Below are 15,506 nucleotides of genomic sequence, written 5' to 3'. Positions count from 1 at the left end.
CCTCCGTATGCGTGGCACCACAGTCCCTGTACGCCACGAAGCACTCATCGTACGGGCCCCGTTGCCGACTCGGAGAGTTCGTCCGCAGGCTCGACCGAAGCGTGAACGACGGCCTTGGAGGGCATCCAGGCGAACACCACAGCGGCGAGAGCGAACAGCACGACGGCCCCCCCGATGAGTGCCAGGTCCATGCTGTCCACGTAGGCCTGCCGGGCTGCCGAGGCAAGTCCCTCACCCTGCGGACCGAGCTGCTGAGCGACGCGCAGAGCCGCGCCGACCGTGTCGCCTGCGGCTTCCGCCGCCTGCTCAGGAAGCCCCCGAGTCGCCGATTTCATGTCATCGCGGTACGCGGTGCCCAGCACACTGCCCAGTACGGCGACCCCGATGACACCGCCGACCTGCCGGAAGGCGCTCCTCGACCCGGATGCCTCGCCCGACTTCTCGTCGGGCACGGTGGACAGGGCGGTGTGCATCGCGATGGCCAGGGTGAGACCGATGCCGATGCCGAGCATCACCTGGCAGAGCGCCACTTGGGTGTCTCCCGAATCGACGTTTGTCGTGGAAAAGAGCAGCAGTCCACCGGCCATCAGCAGCAGTCCCACCGTCACTGGACCGCGCGGCCCCACCCGCGGGGCAAGCCGCTCGGCAGCGCCCGCACCGACCATGACGGCCAACACCACGGGCAGCATGCGCACGCCGGTCCCGAGAGACGAGTTGCTGAGCACCCCCTGGAGGTAGGGGCTGAGCATGAACAGGAAACCCGTCATCGCGAAGTGGACGAAGAGCAGGGCCACCACGGAGGCACCGAAGTGCCGCACGCGAAACGCCAGGACGTCGAGCAGCGGGTTGGCGATGGTCCGCTCACGCTGCACGAACAAACCGAGAAGGGCGAGCCCTGCGGCGGAACCGCCCAAGGTCTCCGTACTCAGCCAGCCCTCCTCCGGCGCCCGAGTCAGGGCGAAGGTGAGCGAGGCCAGACCGAGCACGGACAGCACGGCCCCCTGCCAGTCGAAGGCATGCTCCCGCTGGCCCTTGTGCTCGGGAAACAGCACCAGGCCGGCCACCATGGCCACGATGAGGATCGGAATGTTGATCAGGAACACCGAACCCCACCAGAAGTGCTCCAGCAGCCAGCCGCCCGCGAGCGGGCCGATCGGCAGCCCGAGCGCCACACCGGCCGACCAGATCGCCAGGGCTCGTGCACGCTCCTTGGCAGCGAAGAGCACCGGCAGCATCGCGAGTGATACCGGCGTGACGATCGCCGCGCCGAGGCCCATCAGCGCCCGGCCGAAGATCAGTTCCCCGGGGGTGTCCACGGACATCGCGTAGGCGGATGCCAGCCCGAACACCGCCAGACCGGCCATCAGGAGACGCTTGCGACCGATCCGGTCCGCGAACACTCCGAAGGGCAGCATCAGGCTGGCGAAGACCAGCAGGTAGGCGTTGTGGAACCACTGGAGGTCAGAGTTCGTGGCGCCCAGCGACTCGACGAGTTGCGGCATCGCCACATAGAGGATCGTCGCGTCAAGACCGTTCACCAGTACGCAGATGACGAGGACGCCAAGCGCCCCCCGCACCCCCTACTCGACCAAGCAGGCCTAGAAATAAGCCAGTTGGCCCGGTGGTCAGCCCGGTCAGCTACCTCATGCGCCCACCGATAAGGCGCCCCTCCCCGCCCTGACCTAACGTCAGCTGGCGGGGAGGGGCGCCGCATGGCCTCGGTCCTCGGTGAGCGGCCCGGTGCTCGACGGGCCGCCCGACTACGGCGGGCTCGGCGAGGTGCTCGCCGACACGGCCGCCTTGCTCATACTCTCGCCGCCGTCGCCTCCGCATCCGCTCATCAACAGGGCCGAGGCGACGACAGCGCCCAGAGAACCGGTGCGATGTATCACGACCGATGCATCACGGCCCGATGCATCACGGCAGAACCCATTTCTGGTTGGGACCGTTGTGACAGGCCCACAGATGGACAGGGGTGCCGTCGTTCCACACGCTCCCGGACGCTTCGAGGCACTTGCCGGACTGCGGGTTGCGTACCGTGCCGTCGGGCTGAGGCTGCCAGGTCTGGGCCGCTGTGCCGTTGCAGCCGTACAGCTGGATCTTTGTGCCGTCGGCGGTGCCGGCGTTGTCGATGTCCAGGCACTTGCCCAGGGCGCGCACGGTTCCGTCACCGGGCAGCGTCCACGTCTGGGCGCCGGTGCTGTTGCAGTTCCACACCTGAATCTTCGTACCGTTGGCGGTGCCGCTGTTGTCCACGTCCAGGCACTTGCCGCCTGCCCCCTTCACCTCACCGGTGCGAGACGGCACGCCGGGCAGCTGGTTCATTGTGTACCAGGCCTCGGTGCTCCACAGCTGCTTGCCGTCGGTCGCGCTGAAGGGGCGGGCCGAGCGTACGTGGATCACCCGGTCGGCCTTGAGCCCGGGGATGGCCAGGGTGACCGTCTTGCGGTCGGTGGAGAGGGTGGCCGACTGCGCCGTGAGGGTCTCCTCGTCGACCTTGGGGCCGCCGTACGCAGCGGTCGGCACGTAGCGCCATTGCTTGATCTTGTAGCGTCCGGCCAGGTTGGCTGCGGTTTCCGTCGACACCGGCTGGGTGTATTCCAGCGCGAAGCCGCCCGGCACGGCGCGCATGGTGCGGATGTCGAAGGCGTTGGTGCCGTTCGGCGTCAGCTTCTGCAGGCCGTGCTTGAGTTTGCCTTCCTGACCCCAGTTGCCGCCCGCGCCCAGTCCGCCGGCGTAGAGGGCACCGTCCGGGCCGACGCTGATCCGGGTGATCCCGGCCTCCAGCCCTTGTGTGAGACGGAAGACCGCTCCTTGGTATTCACCGCCGATCTTCTCCAGGAACCCGCGCTGGATGCCGCCGTAGGTCACGTCGCCGAACAGCATCTGGCCGGCGAAGGGGCCGTCCTTCAACTGGAGGGGGGTGCTTGGCGAGTTGGCAATCTCGTTCTGTGGCAGCCACAGCACCGGCTTGGTCACCGGCTTGGAGTCGAAGGGCCCGTCCGGGTTGGTGTAGTGGTTGAAGAAGCGGTCCTGCTTGATGTGCACCAGCTTGGACGAGGGCAGCCAGCCGCCCTGGTTGTCGGTGACGAACATGTCGCCGTCCGGACCCCACCCGATGCCGTTGGGGGTGCGCAGTCCACCGGCGACGTAACTGACCGCGCCGGTGGTCTTGTTCACCTTGATGGTGCTGCCGCGGTTGGCAGCGGGCTGCGGGTCCGTCGTCGCGCCGCCGTAGTTGATCGAGACCGACAGGTTCAGGTAGAAGAACCCGTCCTTGTACAGCAGGCCGAAGGCGAACTCGTGGAAGTTGTTCCCGAAGGGCCACGTCGCGATCCGCTTGTACTGGTCGGTGACCCCGTCGCCGTTGGTGTCGTTCAATTCGGTCAGCTCATGCTTCTGCGACACGTACAACTTGCCGTCCACGTACTTGACGCCCATCGGCTCCTTCAGGCCGCTCGCGATCTTCTTGTACGTCACCTTGTCGGGCCCGGTGGCCCCCGTGACGTTGCTCAGCAAATACACCTCGCCCGTGCTGTTGTCAGTGCCGCCCCAGGTGGTCACGGCGAGGCGGCCGTCGGGCAGCCAGTCCATGGCGGAGACCTGCGGCTCGAAGCCGCTGGGCCTGAGGTCGGTCAGGGTGTAGTTCGGGTGGACTTCGGTCAGCGGCAGTCCGTCGCCCGGCGAGTCGGCGATGCCTTCGCACTCTTTGCGGCCGGGTGAGGTGACGCGCACGACATCCGCGTCCGTGCTGAGGACGGAGTTGGGTACGACGGTGAAGCCGGAGACACCCGGCGGTTTCCAGGCCAAGGTGACCTGCTGGCCGCCGGCGCGCTCGAAGTGCTCGATGCGCAGCGAGTGGTAACCGGCCGTCAGGTTGATCGTGCCGTCCTTGGGCTCGGGTCCATGGAGGCCGTCGTGGCTGATGACGAGTGTGTCGTCGATCCACAGTCGGGAGCCGTCGTCGCTGGTGAGCCGAAAGGTGTAGCTCCCGGCGGAGGCGGCGTTGAGATTGCCGATGGCCTGCGAGACGAAGTTGGAAGCCAGCCCGAAGTCACCGTCCGTGGACCAGTCGATCACCGGCATCAGCTTGTCGACGTTCGGCGTCTGTCCGGGCTTCAGGTCGCAGATCGTGTTGAGCGGCACCTGTAGATCGAAGACGCGCAGGGTGACGCCGGGCTCCTGCGGGGGAAGAGGAGCGGCTTCCGGTGCGCCCGCGGCTACGGGGGACGACAGCCCAAGAGCCAGTAACGAAGCGGCGAGCGTAGCGGCCAGGCGTCTGCCGAGCCGGTGGGAGGACAGCCGTGGATACACGTAACCTCCTGTCGGCTCCCCGCGGTTGGGGAGCACAAGCGGGCAGAGGGAGATTCCACCGCTGCCGGAGCGCGCCGCCGTTCCGGATACGGAGAGTTGCGAACGGCGACGCATGAGGTTCGTACCGTCGCGTCGGACACAGTAGGGACTTCTCCCGAAGCAGTCCATGCTTTGTCATCCAAGAGTGCAAAGTTCCGCGGCCACCCCTGGCCGCCCCTGGCCACCCATCGAAGGCCGTACGGCAGCAACGGAGTGCGGCTATCGAGTGGATGGACTGCCACGAAGGCCCCGGAGGTTCTGTTGGGCATCGCAGCCGCGTGGCCGCTGGGCCGGTGCGTGCCGCCAACTCGCCTAATGGCGTGCGTATTTGCCCGCCACCCCCTGGGCCCCCTCACCCGGGCCGCTTTGTCTCGTCAATAGAGAAAGTTGTGGCGCGGTACGTCAAAAGGCTTTCTGGTCGGCGGAAAAGCCACTACCTTCCTGACCTGTACCGGACAACAAGGACCGAGTGCCCCTCCTCTCCCTCCCCCGGGGCACCCGTCTCCCCCGGCGCGACGGCGCGCGCCTGTGCTCCAGACCCACACCCCGTCACCACACGGAGGACGCGCGTGCACAGGAGACTTACCCGACCTCTCGCGGCGCTCGCCTGCACCTTGCTCGCCGCCGCGGGCGCCCTCACCGTCCAGCAGAGACCGGCCGAAGCCGCACCGGCGGCAGACGAGTTCCAGCAGGTCACTCTCGCCAAGGGGGTGGCCGAGACCGGTGAGCCCATGACGCTCGCCGTCCTGCCCGACAGGTCTGTCCTGCACACCTCACGCGACGGCACCCTGCGCCTCACCGACGCCGCCGGCACCACCAAGGTCGCCGGTAAGCTCGACGTCTACTCGCATGACGAAGAGGGCCTCCAGGGCGTCGGCGTGGACCCGGGCTTCACCGCCAACCGCTTCGTCTACCTCTACTACGCCCCGAAGCTCTCGACTCCGTCGGGGGACGCCCCGGCGAACGGTTCGGCAGCCGACTTCGCACCGTTCGACGGCGTCAACCGGCTCTCCCGGTTCGTCCTCAAGGCCGACGGCACGCTGGACAGCGCCTCCGAGAAGAAGGTCCTCGACGTCCCGGCCAGCCGCGGTCTCTGCTGTCACGTCGGCGGCGACATCGACTTCGACGCCTAGGGGAACCTGTACCTTTCCACGGGCGACGACAGCAATCCCTTCGCCTCCGACGGATACACCCCCCTCGACGAGCGGCCGACCCGCAACCCCGCCTACGACGCCCAGCGTTCGGCGGGCAACACCAACGACCTGCGCGGCAAGGTGTTGCGTATCAAGGTCAACGCCGACGGCGGCTACTCCGTCCCGTCGGGCAACCTGTTCGCGCCGGGAACCGCGAAGACCAGGCCCGAGATCTACGCCATGGGTTTCCGCAACCCCTTCCGGATGTCCGTCGACAAGCCCACCGGCACCGTCTACCTCGGTGACTACGGCCCCGACGCGGGCACCGCGAACGCGGGCCGGGGGCCGGCCGGGCAGGTCGAGTTCAACCGGATCACGAAGGCCGGCAACTACGGCTGGCCCTACTGCACCGGCAAGAACAGTGCTTACGTCGACTACGACTTCGCCACCTCGACGTCCGGCGCCGCCTTCTCCTGCGCCGCACCCAAGAACACCTCGCCGAACAACACCGGCCTGACGGACCTGCCTGCGGCCCAGTCCGCCTGGATCCCGTACGACGGCGGCTCGGTCCCCGAGTTCGGCAGCGGCTCGGAGTCGCCCATGGCCGGGCCCGTCTACCGCTACGACGCGGCGTCGACCTCCACGGTCAAGTTCCCCGAGAGCTTCAACGGCGACTTCTTCGCCGGCGAGTTCGGCCGTAAGTGGATCAAACGTGTCGAGCAGGGCGCCGACGGGACCGTGCAGTCGATCAACGCCTTCCCCTGGCAGGGCACCCAGGTCATGGATATGGCCTTCGGCCCGGACGGCGCGCTGTACGTACTCGACTACGGCACCGGCTACTTCAACGGTGACGCCAACAGCGCGGTCTATCGCATCGAGAACATCAGCGGCGGGCGCTCCCCGCTGGCCAAGGCCGCGGCCGACCGCACGTCGGGCAAGGCCCCACTCACTGTGCAGTTCTCCTCGGCGGGCACCACCGATCCTGACGGCGATCCGCTCACCTACGCCTGGAAGTTCGGTGACGGCGCCACCTCGACGGCGGTCGGACCCTCGCACACCTACACCGCCAACGGCCGCTACACCGCGGAACTCACCGTCTCCGACGGCACGGGAAGGACCGCCACCGCCTCCGTCACGGTGACCGTCGGCAACACCGCGCCCACCGTCACCCTTGATCTGCCCGTCGACGGCGCCATCGTCGACCCGGGCGCCGACGTTCCCTTCAAGGTGACCGTCACCGATCCCGAGGACGGCACGATCGACTGCTCCAAGGTCAAGATCACGTTCATCGTCGGCCACGACAGCCACGGCCATCCGCAAACCTCCGGCACCGGCTGCTCGGGGACCCTGCAGACCATCGCCGACGGCGAGCACGATCCGAACGCGAACATCTTCGGAGTCTGGGACGCCGAGTACACCGACAAGGGTGCGAACGGACAGCCCGCCCTGACCACCCACGACCAGCACATCAGCCAGTCCAGCCAGCGCCAGGCCGAACACCATGGCGGCTCGTCCGGCGTCCAGGTCGTCGACCACGCCACCGCACACGGCGGCAAGACGGTCGGTCACATCGAGAACGGCGACTGGATCTCGTTCAAGCCCTACGCCCTCGCCAACGCCACCAAACTGACCGCTCGCGTCGCCTCCGCCGGAGCGGGAGGCACCCTGGAAGTACGAGCCGGCTCCCCCACCGGCACGCTGCTCGGTTCGGCGGCCGTCCCCGTCACCGGTGGCTGGCAAACCTTCCAGAACGTGTCGGCGAACCTCACCAACCGCCCCGCCGGTACCACCACGCTCCACCTCGTCTTCAAGGGTGGCAGCGGCTCCCTCTTCGACATCGACGACTTCACCTTCACCATCACGGGAACCGTCGTACAGGGGAAGGAGATCAAGGGAATCGGTGGCAAGTGCGTCGACGTCGCGAACAGCGGAAGTGCCGACGGCACACAGATCCAGTTGTGGACGTGCAACCAGTCAGCGGCCCAGAAGTGGACGGCCGCCACCGACAACACCCTTCGGGCACTGGGCAAGTGCATGGACATCAGCGGCGGCGGCACAGCCGACGGAACCAAGGTGCAGCTCTACGGCTGCAACGCCACCGGCGCCCAAAAATGGGTACCGCAAACAGGCGGCACACTGAAGAACCCAGCGACCGGCAAATGCCTCGATGCAGCCGGCGCCTCGACGACGGACGGCACCAAGCTCCACCTCTGGTCGTGCAACACCGCCGCCAACCAGAAGTGGGCTCTCCCCGGCTGAGCAACCCCTTTGACTCCGTCGTCACCGCGGGAGGCGGTGACGGCGGAACCGGCCGCGGTACCGGGCCGATGACGGCGGCGGGGCGCAACGCCGAAGCGTCCCGCCGCCGTTACGTTCACGGCATGCCGAGACCTCGATCCTCGCCTCGGCCGTGTGGGCTCTGTTGTGTACGAACTTGAGCCAGTTCCTACGTGTGGCAGTACGGCGGCGTGCGGTCTGGGCGGTACGGCGGCATACGCGGTGCGGTTGCTCGCGTCCGGTGACGCCGCGCCGCCGTACGGCTGATCGCGCCGGCCGAACAGCTGCGGGCGCAGGGCAAGTTCGAGCCGACCATGTCTGCGGCTCTGGCCCGGCGGGCGGTCGAGGACGCCGACAGGGCGGCGTACGCCGACGCCGTGTCGGAGTACGCCGCCCTGGGGCGGGACGAGTTGCGGGAGGTGGCCCGCACTGTCATGGCTGCTACTTCGGGTCGCGGTTGAACTTCGAGGTCGACCAGAAGTATCCGAGCACCGCGAGGCCAAGGCACCAGGCGATGGCGAGCCACCCGTTGTTGCCGATCTCGCTGCCGAGCAGCAGGCCCCGCAGGGTTTCGATGGCCGGGGTGAACGGCTGGTATTCGGCGATCGGCTGGAACCAGCCCGGCATGGTGTCAACGGGGATGAAGGCGCTGGAGAGGAGTGGCAGCAGAATCATCGGCAGCGCGTTGTTGCTGGCGGCCTCGACGTTCGGGCTGATCAGGCCCATGCCGACCGCGACCCAGGTGAGTGCCATGGCGAAGAGCACGAGCAGCCCGAACGCCGCCAGCCACTCGAGGACCGTGGCGTCCGTGGACCGGAAGCCGATGGCCACGGCGACGGCGCCCACAAGGACTACGCTGGCGATCGACTGCAGCACGCTGCCGATGACGTGCCCGACGAGCACGGAGCCGCGGTGGATGGCCATGGTACGGAAGCGGGCGATGATCCCCTCGGTCATGTCGTTGGAGACGGACACCGCGGTCCCGATCACGGTGCTGCCGATGGTCATCAGCAGGAGGCCGGGGACGATATAGGCGATGTACTCGGAGCGGTCGGCGCCGCCGCCGCCGATACCTGCGCTCATCACGTCGCCGAAGATGTAGACGAAGAGCAGCAGCAGCATGATCGGGGTGAGCAGCAGGTTCAGGGTGAGGGACGGGTAGCGCCGCGCATGCAGGAGGTTGCGGCGCAGCATCGTGGACGAGTCGCGTACGGCGGGGGAGAGGGCGCTCATCGGAGGTTCTCCTTGGGCTGGTTGGGGACGTTGGTGCTGCTGGTCAGGGCGAAGAAGACGTCGTCGAGGTCGGGGGTGTGTACGGTCAGTTCGTCCGCCTCGATGTCGGCCGAGTCCAGCCAGTCGAGGATGGAGCGCAGCTCGCGCTGACTGCCGTCGCTGGGGATCTGCAGCGCCAGCGCCTCGTCGTCCCTGGTGACCTCGCGCAGGGCGACGGCGGCGGACTGGTACGCGGACGGGTCAGCGAAGCGGAGCCGGACGTGCCCGCCGGGGATCAGCCGCTTCAGCTCCTCCGCGGTGCCCTGGGCGGCGATCTTGCCGTCGTTGAGCACGGCGATGCGGTCGGCGAGCTCGTCGGCCTCCTCCAGGTGCTGGGTGGTGAGGAAGACGGTGACGCCGTCGGAGACGAGCTCGCGGATGATGTTCCACATGTTGTGGCGGCTGCGCGGGTCGAGGCCGGTGGTCGGCTCGTCGAGGAAGATGATCCGCGGGCTGCCGACCAGCGTCATGGCGAGGTCGAGGCGCCGCTTCATGCCGCCGGAGTAGGTGGAGCCCGGCTTCTTCGCGGCCTCCGTCAGGTCGAACCGTTCCAACAGCTCGGCGGCGGTGCGGCGGCCCTCGCTGCGGGAGAGGTGGTGCAGGTCGGCCATGAGGAGCATGTTCTCCTCGCCGGTGATCAGGCCGTCGACGGCGGAGAACTGGCCGGTGACGCCGATCGCGGCGCGCACCGCCTGCGGGTCGGCGGCCAGGTCGTGGCCGCCGACGCGGATGTCGCCGGAGCCCGCGTCGGCGGAGATCAACGTGGAGAGGATCTTGACGACGGTGGTCTTGCCGGCGCCGTTCGGGCCGAGCAGCGCGAAGACGGTGCCTGCCGGGATGCGCAGGTCGATCCCGTCGAGGACGAGCTTGTCGCCGTAGGACTTGCGCAGGCCGGCGGTGGAGACGGCGACGGGCGGCTCCTGGCCGTTACCGCGCTTGGACGTGGACATGACAGACGAAGGCATGAGGTCCTCCCGATCGAAGGCTGGTGTGGAGTGAAGGTGGACTGTCAGGCGCGGGCGCGGCGGACGTCGATGTTTCCGTAGCGCGTACGGGCGCGGACCTCGACGGTCTCCTCGGACTTCTCCGGGCTCTCGGAGGCGGCGAGCGTGTTGCGCACCTGCCCGCGTCCGGAGCTGACGTCGAGCCAGGCGGCGGTGCCCTCGCGGATGCCGACGTCGATGGCTCCGTAGCTGGTCTCCAACTGGACGGTGCCGCGGGCGACATCGGCGACGCGCAGAGTGCCGTGGGCGGTGGTGGCGGTGACCGAGTTCTCGGCACGCTCGATGCTGATGTCGCCGTTGGCGCCGCTGACCCGCAGGTCGCCGGTCGCGGTGCCGACGGTCGTGGCGCCGTGCGAGTTCTTCAGGACGGCGGAGCCGTCGACGGTGCCGACGCGCAGGCTGCCGGAGCTGGTGGTGATCTCGGCCGCGCCCTCGACCCGGTCGACGGTGATCGAGCCGTGAGAGGCGGTCAGCTTCAGCGGCCCGGTCGTGTCGAGGCGGACGTCACCGGACGACGTCTTCACCTGCACCTCGCCGAGCCGGCCCTCGCCGAGCACCTGGGTCCAGGCGCCGGTCATGTCGACGCGTGAGCCCGTGGGCAGTTCGACCGTCACGTCGACGGCGCCGGTGGGTCCGACGAGGTAGCGCCCCTTGGGTGTCCCGATGTGCAGCGTGCCGCCCGAGTAAGCGACTTCGGTCTGCTCGGCGGCCCGCACGTCCCGGTCCTTCTTCGGGTCGCGGGGAGCTACATCCACAACAGTGTCGGTGCGGTCGGCCGCGACGAACTGGATGGATCCCGCGGCCACGTGGGCGGTGACCGAGATCGGCTGGGGAGTATCGAAAGAAGGCATGGCTGTCCCGTCCTCTTGGGTCCTCTGATGTTCGTGGCGTCCCCGCTGGTGGGCGAGGTGTGGGTGGATTCGCTGTGCGGGGCTGGTCAGTGCACCCAGCCCGTGAAGTTCTGGCCGATGGTCCTGGTCATCACGGGGGTACGGGGGGCGGCGGCGCCGCCCCCCGTGTCGACCGCGGCCGACACGGCCCGCACCAGCCACGCGTTGACCGACAGACCCTCGCGGCTCGCGGCCTCCTCGGCGCGCGCCTTGAGGTGGGCCGGCAGGCGCAGATTGACGCGGGCGGTGCTGCCCTCGTCCGTGTCGGCGGAGACCGGGGCCGGTGCGGGCGCCGGTGCGTCGAGCGGTTCGGTTCGGTCCTCGCGCTGCGGCAGCACCACCACGAAGTCGGGGTCGAGGCCACGCAGTCGTACGTCGACCGAGCCGGGGGCGAGTTCACGGGTGATCTCGCCCATGGCGTCGGACAGCACATTGAGCAGGGTCAGGCGTGCGGCCGACTCCAGCGGCGCGGTGAGCCGCTCGGCGAGCTCGCGGGCTTCGTCACCCCCGGCTTCGGCGGCCACCGCCAGTTCCCTGCGGAGTGTTTCGACGTACGGCGTGAGGTCCATGACGCCATAGTGGCACCACCATGGCGCTACTGGCAAGCCCGAAGATGCAATACGTGACACGGGGTGGGGTTTCGGGATGACAGACAGGCCAATCGTTGCAGGTCAGGAGCGGGCAAGGGATCGGCGAGGTCACGGAGCCAAGTTGACGCGGGGTGGCGTCACACGGGGCCAGCCGGATCGACCGCGCACCCTCTCACCGTTCACGATCAAGTGCTTGGCGTTAACGGCTGCACCAGCCCAAGGCTGTGGAAGCAGAGCCCGGCACCCATCGCAGTGCCCACGCAGCGCAGCGCGAAAGCCGATCAGCATCAGATACTGAGCCTCGTCGGGACGGGTCAGGATCTCGATGTGTCCGGCGCCGAGCCGGGTCGCGATCTCGACGACCTCGCACTGAGCGGACGATGACGCGACGGAAAACGGAGCGTCGTCGACAGCGGGCCCGAAACTGGGAACTTACGGCCAAAGTTTGATCGATCCGTCTATTTCAAGACATTTAATCATCTTCCAGGGTGCACAGTGCGTCGTACCTCCCTACGTTGTGGGCTGTACGAACCGAAGGACGTACCTCATGCGCTTCATGCGCACCACGGCCACTGCCCGGACCTTCCTGGTCGCCGCGATCGCCGTAGCTGGCCTCACCGCCACTCCCGCCCTCGCCTCCGCCCAGACCGGTGCGGGCAACGCCCGGGCCCACGCCGGCTTCGGCCTCCTCAGCCTCCCCGGCAGCAACGGTGCCAACGGCGTAGGGAGCAACGGCGGCCTCGGCGGCACCGGTGACAACGCCAACGGCAGTGCGAGCGTCGGCGGGGCCGGGGGCGCGGGTGGTTCCAGCGGTGCCAACGGCAACGGCGGCAACGGCGGCCTTGGCGGTGGCGCCACTCTCGGCGGCACCGGCGGCAAGGGCGGCGTCGGCGGCGCCGCCAGTACGGTGTGCCCGGGCAAGCCCGGCGGCAACGGCACCGCCGCCACGTTCACCGCGGACGGCGCCACCGGCGCCACCGGCGCTGCCGGCAATTCCACTCTTCCCTGCTGAACCCCCCTGGTGAGCGAATCACCGCGGCATAACAGGAGCCCATCCGGAACACCGCACTACGTAAAGGGGTGAGGCTCAGATCTGGCGGTCGTTTCGGTGGCGGCCGAGGGCCCGGCCGAAACGCTCTGAGATGTCCGGCATCAGGCTCTCGCCGTCAGCCGGCCGGTCGAGGCCGAAAACATGGACGCCTTCGGCGCGCGCCCCGTGCTGGAGGAGATGGCCCGCGAACTGGCCGCGCACGGGTACTACGTGCTCGTCCCCAACCTCTGCTACCGGCACGGCCCGACACCGGTGGTCGAACTTCCCGAGGACATCGGAGAAGAGCTCCGGCCCGCGGTCTTCGCCCAGTTGATGCCTTTGATCGAGGCGCACACCACCGAACGTGCCCTGCGCGACGCAGACGCCTACCTCAGGTTCCTCACCACCCAGCCCGAGGTCAGCGCCGGACCGGTCGCCGTGATCGGCTACTGCATGGGCGCCGCCATGGCGATGCGCACCGCAGCGGCCCACCCCGACCAGGTGGCCGCCGTCGCTGGATTCCACCCCGCCTTCCTGGTCACCGACGCGCCCGACAGCCCGCACCGCCTCGTCCCCAAACTCACCGCCCAGGTCCACCTCGGCCTCGCCGAAAACGACATGACGTCCGAGGCCATCAGCGAGCTCAACCAGGCCCTGGATGCCGCAGGCGTCGGCTACACCACCGAGATCTACCCCGGCATCGTCCACGGCTTCACCATGTCCGACACCGACGCCTTCAACCCCTCCGCGCTGCAGCGCCACTGGGACCGCCTACTCCCCCTCCTCGACCGCACCCTGGCCAACGGCTGAGAGGCAACCAGGCGTGGCGTGGCGCGCGCGATGGGCAGGCGGATCGTACGGCCGGGATGGGCGCCGCCCTGACAGGCGGCGCACCTCGGCGGCCCTGCGGTCACTTCGCACGTGCGCGGGGCCGCCGCTGATGTGACATAGCGGCTTTCCCCCGGTCAGAAGCAGCCTGGTTGCCCTGGTAGTCGATCCAGCATTCGGCGATCTTGCGGAATTCGAATACCAGCGCGCCATGAGGGCCGCCACGACCAACGCGCGTTCCCCCGCGGTGCGGGAGCAGCCCGGCGGTGGCATCGGCTTCGGGAGATGGGCACCGCCGGGCTTCCACCCAGGATGCCAGGGAGCACTGACATCGCACGGCGACCGGTCCGACCGTCCGCGCGTCGGATCGCTGCCGAGGGTGAAACTGCGATGCGGAAGCCAGCAGGCTCACCGTTGACACCGTGGCAGCAACGACGGCAGGCCCAGCGGCTTTGAGCCGGCACGCCATACCCGTACGAACGAAGTAGTGCGGCTGATCAACCGGCTGATGATCAGCCGGGCCGTGGCCTGGACGCGCGAGCGGTCTGCGTCGCTCATGGCGTAGAGCTCGGCCCCGGTGGTCAGCAGAGCAAGAGTGTCCACCGGGGCCCGTCGCCCTGTTCGATCGACTCGGCCCGTCGCGGGTAGCCGGGGAAGAATCGTGACCGGCCCCCCGCCCTGATCGCTGAAACCGTCGCGCTATTGGGCGAGCGGCTGTGTCCTCTTCGGCGTGCGCGTGGCCAGGTAAAGGGCCACGCCCCACCCGATGAGCGATGCGCCGAAGGCAACGTTGATGACGAGAATCAGCCACCGGTCTTTCGAACCGCGCGCGAACGCCAGGTACGAGGGCAGCAGATAGATCACCGCAATGACCACTCCGAGCAACACTGTGAGCAGGCTGTCCATTTTTCGATGCACTCCAATGATCTTCAGCTTGTCAGTGCGCACTGTACGGGGGCGAGGCGCGCCGGTGCAGACGGGAGCCCTTCCACCGCCGCGTGCACCACGGCTTCTGGGCCTGTCGCATACTCCGATGCGGCAGCAGCCGTCGGGCCCACCACCACGATCGCCGACGGCGGCCATGCGGCTGGCGCGGAGCGGGCACGTGTCGACTGATACGGTCCCGGCCCGTGACAGATCTCCCGTCTTTCCCTATCGCCCGGATCCCGTGGCCACCGGTGCTGTCGTGCGCTCGGAAGCGGCCTGCGCCTGCACCTGCACTACGGAGACGGCGCAGCGTTCCTCGGGGCAGTTGGCGCCGCCGAACTCACGAGCCACCCGGAGGCCCTGACTGGCCTCCGGGAGAACCTCGCACAGTCGTGGCCTCTGGCCCAGGTCGAGAAGTACGTCAGTGCCTTGGCCAAGGACGGCTGGCCGATCGCGCACCTCTTCAGGTGCCGCTCTTGGGGAACCCACCTCGCGTACTCGGACGCCACATGGCGCAGCCGGCGGCAGTCCGGCGTGCTTAGGGCTTCGACGGTGTCTGGGGTTCCGACAGTCTGCGGTAGACGGCGTCGGGGTCTTCCTGTGTGAAGTAGCGGAAATGCCAGCGCACCTCGCCGCGGTCTGGGTCAGCGAGTGAGACCAGAGGTCCGTGGCCGGTGGCCAACAGGCGCGGTTTTTCCCATTGTTGGGCCACGACGGCCAGCGAGACGGTCCCGCTCGTCGTGAGAACCCAGGTGGCGCAGCCGCCGGCGATCCGTGGGAGGTAGCCGTCCGCAACGACCGTAGCGATCACCTCACCGATGGCGAGGGCGTCGGGGAACTCTTCCTGCCGCTCGTGGGGCGCGTTCACGTCGTCGCCCATGGAGACGCTCTCCCGGGTCAGCAGCAACTTCATGCCGTGGAGCATAGACCGCTCCTGGCAGCCACCACACACTTCATCGCCCGGGCCGATCGATGCCCGACAGGCACGACATGGCCTCCGCAAGGCGTGGGCGCGAGTCCGGTCTGCGTGATCTTGCTGGTGAGGTGGGACGGGACGCGGTCCTGGGGACAGAGCGATATCGGATCGCGTGAGGCGGTCGAGTCAGCGACGGCCTGCTCCCGGAGCCGGCCGCATACCGGGCTCGTCCGCCAAGGCGCCGGCGAGTATCTACGGAGTGCCGTGTGCGGGGGGCCTCTCCGTA

13 protein-coding genes and 1 pseudogene are annotated in these 15,506 nt (G+C 68.4%); 5 read left to right on the top strand and 9 right to left on the bottom strand.

Annotated features, from left to right (window positions below; genetic code table 11):
• Positions 1-44: 44 nt before the first annotated feature.
• Positions 45-1,577 (bottom strand): DHA2 family efflux MFS transporter permease subunit, encoded by a 1,533-nt coding sequence (locus ABCR94_RS16060; protein WP_347119974.1) that lies wholly within the window; start codon positions 1,575-1,577, stop codon positions 45-47.
• Positions 1,578-1,917: 340 nt separating this feature from the next.
• On the bottom strand, positions 1,918-4,314 hold the full coding sequence (locus ABCR94_RS16055; RefSeq protein ID WP_521977076.1) for a ricin-type beta-trefoil lectin domain protein: 2,397 nt from the start codon (positions 4,312-4,314) through the stop codon (positions 1,918-1,920).
• Between the two features lie 608 nt (positions 4,315-4,922).
• Between ABCR94_RS16055 and ABCR94_RS16050 the strand changes: the two are divergent.
• Positions 4,923-7,745: pseudogene (locus tag ABCR94_RS16050) on the top strand (PQQ-dependent sugar dehydrogenase).
• Between the two features lie 332 nt (positions 7,746-8,077).
• Positions 8,078-8,224: a hypothetical protein gene (locus tag ABCR94_RS16045; RefSeq protein ID WP_347119973.1), complete on the top strand. Its 147-nt coding sequence runs from the start codon at positions 8,078-8,080 to the stop codon at positions 8,222-8,224.
• On the opposite strand, the gene ABCR94_RS16040 is transcribed toward ABCR94_RS16045, so the two are convergent.
• The 4 genes from ABCR94_RS16040 to ABCR94_RS16025 form a co-directional block, all read right to left on the bottom strand.
• Positions 8,205-8,996: an ABC transporter permease gene (locus ABCR94_RS16040; RefSeq protein ID WP_347119972.1), complete on the bottom strand. Its 792-nt coding sequence runs from the start codon at positions 8,994-8,996 to the stop codon at positions 8,205-8,207. The genes ABCR94_RS16045 and ABCR94_RS16040 overlap by 20 nt on opposite strands.
• Positions 8,993-9,985, bottom strand: a complete 993-nt coding sequence (locus ABCR94_RS16035) for an ATP-binding cassette domain-containing protein (protein WP_521977146.1) — start codon at positions 9,983-9,985, stop codon at positions 8,993-8,995. The genes ABCR94_RS16040 and ABCR94_RS16035 overlap by 4 nt, the downstream gene beginning before the upstream one ends.
• A gap of 59 nt (positions 9,986-10,044) precedes the next feature.
• A complete protein-coding gene (locus ABCR94_RS16030; RefSeq protein WP_347119970.1) occupies positions 10,045-10,890 on the bottom strand; it encodes a DUF4097 family beta strand repeat-containing protein in 846 nt (281 codons plus the stop codon).
• A gap of 86 nt (positions 10,891-10,976) precedes the next feature.
• The gene (locus ABCR94_RS16025; RefSeq protein WP_347119969.1) at positions 10,977-11,498 is read right to left on the bottom strand and encodes a toxin-antitoxin system HicB family antitoxin; all 522 of its coding nucleotides are present in this window, start codon (positions 11,496-11,498) and stop codon (positions 10,977-10,979) included.
• A gap of 568 nt (positions 11,499-12,066) precedes the next feature.
• Here ABCR94_RS16025 and ABCR94_RS16020 point away from each other — a divergent pair.
• Complete coding sequence (locus ABCR94_RS16020; protein WP_347119968.1) at positions 12,067-12,531, top strand: hypothetical protein; 465 nt, start codon at positions 12,067-12,069, stop codon at positions 12,529-12,531.
• Positions 12,532-12,711: 180 nt separating this feature from the next.
• Complete coding sequence (locus ABCR94_RS16015; RefSeq protein ID WP_347119967.1) at positions 12,712-13,359, top strand: dienelactone hydrolase family protein; 648 nt, start codon at positions 12,712-12,714, stop codon at positions 13,357-13,359.
• A gap of 426 nt (positions 13,360-13,785) precedes the next feature.
• Here the strand turns inward: ABCR94_RS16015 and ABCR94_RS16010 are convergent, their stop codons facing one another.
• Positions 13,786-13,980, bottom strand: coding sequence for a hypothetical protein (locus tag ABCR94_RS16010; RefSeq protein WP_347119966.1), 195 nt, complete (start codon positions 13,978-13,980; stop codon positions 13,786-13,788).
• 96 nt (positions 13,981-14,076) lie between these two features.
• Positions 14,077-14,283, bottom strand: coding sequence for a superinfection immunity protein (locus tag ABCR94_RS16005; RefSeq protein ID WP_347119965.1), 207 nt, complete (start codon positions 14,281-14,283; stop codon positions 14,077-14,079).
• 231 nt (positions 14,284-14,514) lie between these two features.
• Here ABCR94_RS16005 and ABCR94_RS16000 point away from each other — a divergent pair, with 231 nt between their 5' ends.
• The gene (locus ABCR94_RS16000; RefSeq protein WP_347120153.1) at positions 14,515-14,910 is read left to right on the top strand and encodes a CbrC family protein; all 396 of its coding nucleotides are present in this window, start codon (positions 14,515-14,517) and stop codon (positions 14,908-14,910) included.
• On the opposite strand, the gene ABCR94_RS15995 is transcribed toward ABCR94_RS16000, so the two are convergent.
• Entirely contained in the window at positions 14,843-15,217 is a 375-nt protein-coding gene (locus tag ABCR94_RS15995; RefSeq protein WP_347119964.1) for a hypothetical protein, read from the bottom strand. The two genes, ABCR94_RS16000 and ABCR94_RS15995, sit on opposite strands and share 68 nt — an antisense overlap.
• Between the last annotated feature and the right edge of the window lie 289 nt (positions 15,218-15,506).

The sequence above is a fragment of the Streptomyces changchenzhani genome, from assembly GCF_039766235.1.
Lineage (GTDB): Bacteria > Actinomycetota > Actinomycetes > Streptomycetales > Streptomycetaceae > Streptomyces.
This window is presented reverse-complemented; position numbering and strand designations above follow the sequence as displayed.

Bases quoted from the DNA above. Each gene is read 5' to 3' on its own strand.
- ABCR94_RS16030 (WP_347119970.1), bottom strand. From the start codon at position 10,890: ATGCCTTCTTTCGATACTCCCCAGCCGATCTCGGTCACCGCCCACGTG.
- ABCR94_RS16005 (WP_347119965.1), bottom strand. From the start codon at position 14,283: ATGGACAGCCTGCTCACAGTGTTGCTCGGAGTGGTCATTGCGGTGATC.
- ABCR94_RS16025 (WP_347119969.1), bottom strand. From the start codon at position 11,498: ATGGACCTCACGCCGTACGTCGAAACACTCCGCAGGGAACTGGCGGTG.
- ABCR94_RS15995 (WP_347119964.1), bottom strand. From the start codon at position 15,217: ATGAAGTTGCTGCTGACCCGGGAGAGCGTCTCCATGGGCGACGACGTG.
- ABCR94_RS16040 (WP_347119972.1), bottom strand. From the start codon at position 8,996: ATGAGCGCCCTCTCCCCCGCCGTACGCGACTCGTCCACGATGCTGCGC.
- ABCR94_RS16020 (WP_347119968.1), top strand. From the start codon at position 12,067: ATGCGCTTCATGCGCACCACGGCCACTGCCCGGACCTTCCTGGTCGCC.
- ABCR94_RS16035 (WP_521977146.1), bottom strand. From the start codon at position 9,985: ATGTCCACGTCCAAGCGCGGTAACGGCCAGGAGCCGCCCGTCGCCGTC.
- ABCR94_RS16045 (WP_347119973.1), top strand. From the start codon at position 8,078: ATGTCTGCGGCTCTGGCCCGGCGGGCGGTCGAGGACGCCGACAGGGCG.
- ABCR94_RS16015 (WP_347119967.1), top strand. From the start codon at position 12,712: ATGGACGCCTTCGGCGCGCGCCCCGTGCTGGAGGAGATGGCCCGCGAA.